This window comes from Bacillus haikouensis, from assembly GCF_013179555.1.
Taxonomy (GTDB): domain Bacteria; phylum Bacillota; class Bacilli; order Bacillales; family Bacillaceae_B; genus Rossellomorea; species Rossellomorea haikouensis_A.
In genome coordinates this window covers 1-4,997 of sequence record NZ_JABMCR010000285.1, presented here as the reverse complement: position 1 = coordinate 4,997, position 4,997 = coordinate 1, and the positions used below count along the sequence as shown (strand labels likewise).

General features: G+C 39.1%; 8 protein-coding genes. 6 read left to right on the top strand and 2 right to left on the bottom strand.

Annotated elements, in window-relative coordinates; translation table 11 throughout:
- From HP456_RS19750 to HP456_RS19740, 3 genes are all read left to right on the top strand, one after another.
- Positions 1 to 1,804: ATP-binding protein (locus HP456_RS19750; RefSeq protein ID WP_172254286.1), on the top strand; the 1,804-nt coding region annotated here is incomplete at its 5' end.
- Positions 1,805 to 1,945: 141 nt separating this feature from the next.
- On the top strand, positions 1,946 to 2,887 hold the full coding sequence (gene yhaM, locus HP456_RS19745; protein ID WP_172254284.1) for a 3'-5' exoribonuclease YhaM: 942 nt from the start codon (positions 1,946 to 1,948) through the stop codon (positions 2,885 to 2,887).
- Positions 2,888 to 3,020: 133 nt separating this feature from the next.
- On the top strand, positions 3,021 to 3,179 hold the full coding sequence (locus HP456_RS19740) for a sporulation YhaL family protein (protein WP_172254288.1): 159 nt from the start codon (positions 3,021 to 3,023) through the stop codon (positions 3,177 to 3,179).
- A gap of 68 nt (positions 3,180 to 3,247) precedes the next feature.
- Here HP456_RS19740 and HP456_RS19735 read toward each other — a convergent pair whose 3' ends face one another.
- Positions 3,248 to 4,195 carry a peptidylprolyl isomerase gene (locus HP456_RS19735; RefSeq protein ID WP_172254282.1) on the bottom strand — a complete coding sequence of 316 codons (948 nt, stop codon included), beginning with the start codon at positions 4,193 to 4,195 and terminating at the stop codon, positions 3,248 to 3,250.
- Between the two features lie 186 nt (positions 4,196 to 4,381).
- On the opposite strand from HP456_RS19735, the gene HP456_RS19730 reads away from it, so the two are divergent.
- The 3 genes from HP456_RS19730 to HP456_RS19720 all read left to right on the top strand — a co-directional run bounded on the left by HP456_RS19730 (position 4,382) and on the right by HP456_RS19720 (position 4,837).
- Positions 4,382 to 4,468: a YjcZ family sporulation protein gene (locus HP456_RS19730; RefSeq protein WP_044337791.1), complete on the top strand. Its 87-nt coding sequence runs from the start codon at positions 4,382 to 4,384 to the stop codon at positions 4,466 to 4,468.
- Between the two features lie 84 nt (positions 4,469 to 4,552).
- Entirely contained in the window at positions 4,553 to 4,636 is an 84-nt protein-coding gene (locus HP456_RS19725; protein WP_032089274.1) for a YjcZ family sporulation protein, read from the top strand.
- Positions 4,637 to 4,750: 114 nt separating this feature from the next.
- Positions 4,751 to 4,837: a YjcZ family sporulation protein gene (locus HP456_RS19720; protein WP_082051156.1), complete on the top strand. Its 87-nt coding sequence runs from the start codon at positions 4,751 to 4,753 to the stop codon at positions 4,835 to 4,837.
- 70 nt (positions 4,838 to 4,907) lie between these two features.
- Here the strand turns inward: HP456_RS19720 and HP456_RS19715 are convergent.
- Positions 4,908 to 4,997 (bottom strand): IS3 family transposase (locus HP456_RS19715; RefSeq protein ID WP_172250161.1); only part of this gene is annotated, 90 nt, incomplete at its 5' end.

Below are 4,997 nucleotides of genomic sequence, written 5' to 3'. Positions count from 1 at the left end.
TGAAAGTGAAAATCTAAAAAAACAGTATGACGCCGAAATTGAAACCATGCAAAGGATCGAAGGTAAATGTGCTGAGCTTGAAGAACTCCTTATGGAAGAGGAAGACTATCAAGTGTTGCAAAAGAAGGTGAAACAAAAGTCTGCAAGACAGGCATCACTCCAACAGGAAATATGGGTAGAAAACCAAATTGATGAAGGGGAAAAAGAACTTCGGTCAAAGCGTAAATCCTTTTCACAGCAAATTCTATACAGTGGAATGGCGGCTATGCTTTTGACAGCTTTCATGATATGGGGGCTGATGAATGATAATGCCTTGGGAGCTTTTCTTGCACTTCTGATTATTTCACTTCTCGCCTTTAACGGATGGAAGTCCAGGCAACAATTGAATGAAAATAATAAACGGCTTCAAGATTTAAGAGGAAAAGCCAGTGAAATATCTGGCGGGATCAGTGAAATGAGTGGTGAATCCACGGATCTGGATCAATCAGAACAGATCTTAAGTGAACAGATGGATTACCGCAGTGAATGGAAGCAGCACATCCTTCAACTTGAGGTACAAGAATCTAAATTAGAGAAACTTCGTAAACACCTGGAAACAGCCAAATACAAACTCAACATGGAGATCGAAGCACTGGAGAAAATGAAAGAAGCTTTATATTTGCCGCCAGAGTTTCCTTTGAAATGGATGAAAGACACATTTGGTGAAATCAAGTCTCTTGTGCAGAATTATGAAACATTAAGACAGATAAGAAATGACGAACAGATTCTTCAGGAAAAAATCGATGAATTCTCAAATGAGTGTGAAGAATGGTTTGTCAAACATTCGTTCGTGTTTACAACGATGCAGGAATCTTTTGTAAGAATGAAGGGTATTTTGCAGGAAGCGGAGAGAAAAAAACTCATCATTGAACAAATTCAGTCAGATCTAAAACCTCTGCGCCTTGAAAGGGAACAATCTGATGTTCACCTGCAAAAAGTAAACAGTGAGATCGACTCCCTGATAAAAGAAGCAGGATGCAAGGATGAAGAGGATTTCCGTAATCTAGCGCTTAAGGCAGAAGAAAAAGAAGAGCTTCTTGCCAGGTTTGAAGGTATGAAAACCAGAATAAATCAAGATACCCTGACCTTGTTTTCTTCCTTTGAATTCAAAGAAGATGTAACGAAAAAGTTGAAGAATATTGGATTACGGATAGAAGAGCTGATTCACGACATTTCACAGCACCAAAAGGAGCTTGCTTCCGTCGAACATGAGATCAAACTATTAGAGGAAGGCAGCAGCTATTCAAAGCTCCTTCAGGAATTTCAAGATAAAAAAGCGGAACTGCAGGAGTACATCATGAAGTGGTCTAAATATACTCTTGCTCAGGAGAGTCTCCATAAAACGATTCATCATTATCAGCGAACGAAAATGCCAAACGTCATAAAACTGGCAGAAGAAAACTTTACGATACTGACTAAAGGAACTTATCAGTCCATACATTTCACTGAAAATGAAATAATAGAAGTCGATAGGAAAGACGGTACACGTTTTCAGGCAGTCGAGCTGAGCCAGGGAACGAAAGAACAGCTCTACATTGCCATAAGATTCGCACTTGTTCAGTCCTTCAAAGACATTTACCGTTTACCTCTCTTGATCGACGATGGGGCGGTTAACTTTGATTCTGAGAGAACTGGGGCATTTGTAGATTTGCTTAGAAAGATGGCACAAGACCATCAAATCTTGTTATTCACCTGTCATCCTCATATCAGAGATTACTTTGAGGAAAAAGAAACCCTCCTGTTAGATAAAACGGTGCTTGTATAAGTCCACGTTCATATGTGGCTACATTGCAGTATTGGGGGGCTTATAGATGCACTTGCCATAAGTCGAATCGTACCAGAGGAGCAATGAATCTATCAAAATATGTTATACTAAAGAATATTTAAAAGAGGACGGAGGATGAATATGACTGGAATCATGACATATAACGTAGGGGAGACTGCAGATTTATATCTTCTGATCAAACAGATGACAAAAGGGACGACAAACACAGGCAAGCCATTTTTAACTCTAATCCTTCAGGATAAAAGCGGTGAAATGGAAGCAAAGCTGTGGGACGCATCAGAGCAGGATGAAAAAGCATATCAGCCGGAAACCATCGTGAAAGTGGTAGGGGATGTACATAGCTATCGAGGCAAAAGTCAGCTGAAAATCAAGCAAATCCGGCCAGCATCACCGGCAGATGGGCACACAATGTCGGACTTTCTACAAACAGCACCATTATCGATCGATGAAATGACAAGCAAGATCACACAATATGTATTTGAAATGAGAAATCCAAACATCCAACGGATTACAAGGCATCTTATCAAAAAATACCAAAAACCATTTCTTGAGTATCCTGCTGCTACAAAAAATCATCATGAATTCGTATCGGGCCTTGCTTATCACGTCGTATCCATGCTCGATCTGTCGAAAGCAATTGCAAACTTGTATCCGTCTCTTGATACCGACCTTTTATATGCAGGTGTAATTCTTCACGATTTAGGGAAAGTTATTGAATTATCAGGTCCAACCTCAACGACATATACCATCGAGGGAAATCTGATCGGTCATATTTCGATCATGGTCAATGAAATTGGAAAGACAGCCAGGGAACTGGGTATCGAAGGCGAAGAGGTTATGATTCTTCAACACTTGGTATTAAGCCACCACGGGAAAGCTGATTGGGGAAGTCCGAAACCTCCGATGATCAGAGAAGCAGAAATCCTGCATTATATCGATAATGTCGATGCCAAAATGAATATGCTCGATCGTGCTTTGGAACGAGTGAAGCCTGGGGAATATACCGAAAGGATCTTCCCGCTTGATAATCGCACATTCTATAAACCTGCTTTCCATAAGTAATCAATTTATAAGCAGTGCATTGCATTCAAATTAAACTCCAATAATAGGGTATGTTTCCTTATTGAATATCATATAGTGTTAACAAGGAAGGACAAACTATAAGGAGATGAAGTAAGTGACTCTACCTATTTGGATGTATTTCGTTGTGGCAGGAATATTCGCCAGTGCCTTCATGACCATTAAATCTGCAAAAGAAGAAAAGCAGGTGGAAGAAGATTGGATTCAGAAAGAAGGAGAAGTCTACATTACCCGGATGGAAGATGAAAAAGAACGGAGACGTCAATTCTCTTAACAGATTAAGAATGATGCACATAAAAAAGGAGCCTGAAGAAAATCTTCAGGCTTCTTTTTTGTTTTTCTTTACTCTTCAGTTGCAGGTGTTTCTCCGTTCTCAGGAGCTGGTGTTTCCCCATTTTCAGGAGCAGCAGGCGGGTTCAATACTTGCTCAAACGCTTTTTTCAAATCTTTATCTTTAATGTTCAAGTCTGCTTTCTCGATTTCACGCTTCATGGCATCTTGAATTTTTTGAGGATCTACTTTGGAAAGTTTTAATTCCTTTTCAAGTTCCTTTTTCATTTCATCAAATGATTTCTTTTCTTTCTTGTCAGTGATTTCGATGATATGGAATCCATATTCTGTTTTGATAGGCTCGCTGACTTTACCCTTTTCTAATGTATCAAGTGCTTTAGAGAATTCAGGCACAAAGTTTTGACGGCCTGCATAATCTACCCATCCAAGACTTCCCCCGTTTTCAGCAGAACCGGGATCTTTGGAGTATTCTTTCGCGAGCTCTTCAAACTTAGAGCCGTCCGCTAACTTTTGTTTCACTTCTTTAGCCGTTTTTTCGTCGTCAACAAGGATATGACGTACTTGGATATCAGGCTTCCACTTTTCATAATACTCTTTAAGTTCCTTCTCTGTTACTTTCACATCAGAGATCGCAGCTTTTTCCTGAAGCAGCTGCAGCTTTAAGTATTCTTTAAAAGATTTTTCATCCAGGTTATATTGTTGGAGGAACATGTCAAATTGTGGACCTAACTGGTCTTTAGCTTCATTCAGCTTTTCTTCTACTTCTTTATCGCTTACTTCATATTTATCAGAAAGCACTTTTGTATAAATAAGTTCTTGCAGAGCTTGTTCCATTTGAGGAGTGAACTTCTGCTTCATTGATTTGTAAAGCTCTTCTTTCGTTACATCCCCAGCCTTGGTAGTTGCTACAACCTCGCTGTTTTCTGCACCGTCTCCACTGCAGCCGGCAAGTCCTATCATTCCGGTGGCAAGTGTCACTGATATTATCCACTTTTTCATGTTGAACATCTCCTAAAATAAATATTCTAACAGCTTGTCAAATTTCTACAATCCATACTATATCACACTTTTTCCATGAAAAAAAATATTTTCCAAACTTAACTTATTAAAAATGGGCATTTTACACACCCATTTCCCAGGTTCCTTCATATGATAACAACGAATAGAGAAAAGGAGGTAATAAATATGAGCTGTGGATACAATTCCGGATTCGCGTTGATCGTAGTGCTGTTCATCTTATTAATCATCGTTGGTGCCGCGTATATTTGTTAAAAAAATAAAAATATGACAAATGCCTAAACAAAAGGCGAGTAACTTGAATAAGATAAACTAGCGCTTCAAAGGAGGTGGAAAGTTATGGGTAACGCATACGGCGGAGGTTTCGCGTTAATTGTTGTACTGTTCATCTTGCTAATCATTGTAGGTGCAGCTTGGCTATAATTCAGCCTCAGGATAATGTAGATTCACCGGATAAGGACTGTTAAGGGGGGCAGTGAAGCCCCTTTTGACTATTCTTAATCTGGTGGCTTTCCATAAATGAAAGGAGGAGCACATATGTCTGGTGCTTACGGCGGAGGATTTGCGTTAATCGTTGTGTTATTTATTTTATTAATTATCATCGGTGCAGCTTACGTTTGCTAATTAATTTTGATTTAAAAAAACCAGTCTCGAGTTTAAAGTGTACCCTTTGTAAAGGACATTTTTAAAAAGCCTAAGCTACTTCTAAAAGATGATCTCTGTATTGAACAGGGGTCATCTTTTTTCGATTCCATTGATATCTATGGTGGTTATAGTAAGTAAT

Excerpts from the sequence above, each read along its gene's own strand:
- HP456_RS19725 (WP_032089274.1), top strand. The coding sequence starts at position 4,553 with ATGGGTAACGCATACGGCGGAGGTTTCGCGTTAATTGTTGTACTGTTC.
- HP456_RS19740 (WP_172254288.1), top strand. The coding sequence starts at position 3,021 with ATGTATTTCGTTGTGGCAGGAATATTCGCCAGTGCCTTCATGACCATT.
- HP456_RS19720 (WP_082051156.1), top strand. The coding sequence starts at position 4,751 with ATGTCTGGTGCTTACGGCGGAGGATTTGCGTTAATCGTTGTGTTATTT.
- HP456_RS19735 (WP_172254282.1), bottom strand. The coding sequence starts at position 4,195 with ATGAAAAAGTGGATAATATCAGTGACACTTGCCACCGGAATGATAGGA.
- yhaM (WP_172254284.1), top strand. The coding sequence starts at position 1,946 with ATGACTGGAATCATGACATATAACGTAGGGGAGACTGCAGATTTATAT.
- HP456_RS19730 (WP_044337791.1), top strand. The coding sequence starts at position 4,382 with ATGAGCTGTGGATACAATTCCGGATTCGCGTTGATCGTAGTGCTGTTC.